This window comes from Dokdonella sp., assembly GCF_039926425.1.
Taxonomy (GTDB): Bacteria; Pseudomonadota; Gammaproteobacteria; order Xanthomonadales; family Rhodanobacteraceae; genus Dokdonella_A.
Genome location: NZ_JBDSWZ010000009.1, coordinates 1 through 2,539 on the forward strand (window position 1 = coordinate 1; position 2,539 = coordinate 2,539).

General features: G+C 62.5%; 3 protein-coding genes and 1 pseudogene. 2 read left to right on the forward strand and 2 right to left on the reverse strand.

What is annotated here, in order from left to right; genetic code table 11:
• Window positions 1-1,018: Clp protease N-terminal domain-containing protein (locus ABIV12_RS00535; RefSeq protein ID WP_348055134.1), on the reverse strand; the 1,018-nt coding region annotated here is incomplete at its 3' end.
• Between the two features lie 95 nt (window positions 1,019-1,113).
• Window positions 1,114-1,440, reverse strand: coding sequence for an ATP-dependent Clp protease adapter ClpS (gene clpS, locus ABIV12_RS00540; RefSeq protein ID WP_348055136.1), 327 nt, complete (start codon window positions 1,438-1,440; stop codon window positions 1,114-1,116).
• 118 nt (window positions 1,441-1,558) lie between these two features.
• On the opposite strand from clpS, the gene ABIV12_RS00545 reads away from it, so the two are divergent.
• Window positions 1,559-2,056: an NUDIX hydrolase gene (locus ABIV12_RS00545; protein WP_348055138.1), complete on the forward strand. Its 498-nt coding sequence runs from the start codon at window positions 1,559-1,561 to the stop codon at window positions 2,054-2,056.
• A pseudogene (locus tag ABIV12_RS00550) lies at window positions 2,056-2,539 on the forward strand (tRNA 2-thiouridine(34) synthase MnmA); the annotation flags it as partial. The gene ABIV12_RS00545 and the pseudogene ABIV12_RS00550, both read left to right, overlap by 1 nt.

The following is a 2,539-nucleotide window of genomic DNA, read 5'->3' on the forward strand; positions in this document are numbered from 1 at the left end:
GCGCGCGGTCCTTCTCGAACACGCCGCGGTATTCCTGGAACGTCGTCGAACCAATGCAGCGCAGTTCGCCGTTGGCCAACACCGGCTTGATCAGGTTCGACGCATCCATGGTTCCACCGGAGGCGGACCCCGCCCCGATGATGGTGTGGATCTCGTCGATGAAGAGGATCGCACCCGGCTCTTTCTTCAACTGGGAAAGGACGCCCTTGAGCCGCTTCTCGAAATCGCCACGGTACTTGGTGCCTGCGACCAGCGCGCCGAGATCGAGCGACCAGATCGTGCAGTTCTCCAGCACGGCAGGAACGTCGCCTTCGACGATGCGCTTGGCCAGGCCTTCCGCGAGCGCGGTCTTGCCGACGCCGGCCTCGCCGACGTACAGCGGATTGTTCTTGCGCCGGCGACACAGCACCTGGATCGTGCGCTCGATCTCTTCGTTGCGTCCGATCAGCGGGTCGATCTTGCCCTGTCGTGCAAGATCGTTGAGGTTGTTGGCGAATTCGGCGAGCGGATTGCCGCGCGGCTCCTCGCCTGCTTCGGCTTCACGACCCGGTTCGCCACTGTTCGGCTGTGCATCCGAATCATTGCCGATCTTCGCGATACCATGGGAAATGTAGTTGACGACGTCCAGTCGCGACACTTCCTGCTGACCCAGAAAGTAGACCGCGTGCGAATCCTTCTCGCCGAAGATTGCGACCAGCACGTTGGCGCCAGTGACTTCTTTGCGGCCCGACGACTGCACGTGATACACCGCGCGCTGCAACACGCGCTGGAATCCGAGCGTGGGCTGCGTGTCGCGCTCGTCCTTCGGCGGCAGCACAGGCACCGTTTCGGTGATGATGGAACGCAGGTCGCGTCCAAGTTTCGCGGCATCCGCGCCGCAGGCCCGCAACACGGCGGTGGCCGAGGTGTTGTCGAGCAAGGCCAGCAGCAGATGCTCCACGGTCATGAACTCGTGGCGCTGCTCGCGGGCTTCCTTGTAGCACTGGCCGATCGTGACCTCTAGATCCTTGCTGAACATGGTGGACGCTCCGGATGACGTTGCCTGCAGTGGAGGTCTGCAGTAGATAGCCTGCAATATGTGGACCGCCTACGCGGGTTCAATCGTGCATGTCGTCAAGCTTTCTCCATCGTGCACAACAAGGGATGCTGATGGGTCCGTGAAAATTCGTTCACCTGGGTGACCTTCGTCTCCGCGACCTCGCGCGTGAAGACGCCACACACGCCCTTGCCGCGCGTGTGAACATGCAGCATCACCTGCGTCGCGCGCTCGCGATCGAGACTGAAGAACGTCTCGAGCACCGCGATCACGAAATCCATCGGCGTGAAGTCGTCATTGAGGAGAATCACCTGATACAGCGGCGGGCGCACGACCTGCGGACGCGCCTCCTCGACGGCAAGACCGGGGTGATGTTCGACGTTCGGTTCAGGTCGTTGATTCATTGAAATGGATTTGTTGTCGGCCAAGTCGAGTATACCCCCGAGACAATAAAGGCCGCCCCGATCTGGTGCCGGAATACGCGACTGCAAGACGGCGAGTCCGGCCTGATAAACTGAAGGGATGACACAACTCTCCCCGACCGCAGAACCCGATGCGGACATCTGGCGTCCACATGTGACCGTTGCAACCGTGGTTCCCCATGATGGGCGCTTCCTTCTGGTCGAGGAAGACGTGCGCGGAAGCATTGTGCTGAACCAGCCGGCGGGACATCTGGACCCCGACGAAAGCCTGCAGGAGGCGGCCGTACGCGAGACGCTGGAAGAGACCGGCTGGCATGTCGCGTTGACGTCTCTGCTGGGGATCCAGCAATGGCAGTCCCTTTCGGGGCGGCAGTTCGTGCGCTTCACGTTTGCGGCCGATGCGTTGCACCACGATGCGCACCGACGTCTGGATACAGGCATCGTGCGCGCCCTGTGGATGAGCCGGGACGATCTGGCGGCCGCCGGCCCGCGACTGCGCAGCCCGATGGTCCTCGCGAGCGTGGATGACTGGATCAGCGGCTTGCGACTGCCGCTGCAGTCGATCCGTCAGTTGCCGGCCGGCTTTCCGGCGCCCTGATGTCCGCGGCGCTGCCAGACATCATGGTCGGCATGTCCGGCGGAGTCGACTCGTCGGTGGCGGCCCTCCTGCTGCAGCAATCAGGCGCGTCGATCGCAGGCTTGTTCATGCAGAACTGGGAGGACGACGAGCGCCAGGGTCCGTGCCGCGCGGATGCGGATCGCAAGGATGCGGTGGCGGTTTGCGCGAAATTGGGCATTGCGTTGAACGCGCGAAATTTCGCCCGCGAATACCGTGATCAGGTGTTCGAACATTTCCTGGCCGAGTACCGCGCAGGACGAACGCCGAATCCGGACGTTCTGTGCAACCGCGAAATCAAGTTCAAGACCTTTCTCGATCACGCACGAGCGCTCGGTGCACAGCGGATCGCCACCGGCCACTATGCCCGTGTCGATCATGTGGACGGACGATGGCGTTTGCGACGCGCGCGCGACACGTCGAAGGACCAGACCTATTTCCTGCACGCGCTTGGCCAGGACGCGC

What these genes read in the sequence shown, in the direction of transcription:
- clpS (WP_348055136.1), bottom strand. Translation starts at nt 1,440, where the DNA reads ATGAATCAACGACCTGAACCGAACGTCGAACATCACCCCGGTCTTGCC.
- ABIV12_RS00545 (WP_348055138.1), top strand. Translation starts at nt 1,559, where the DNA reads ATGACACAACTCTCCCCGACCGCAGAACCCGATGCGGACATCTGGCGT.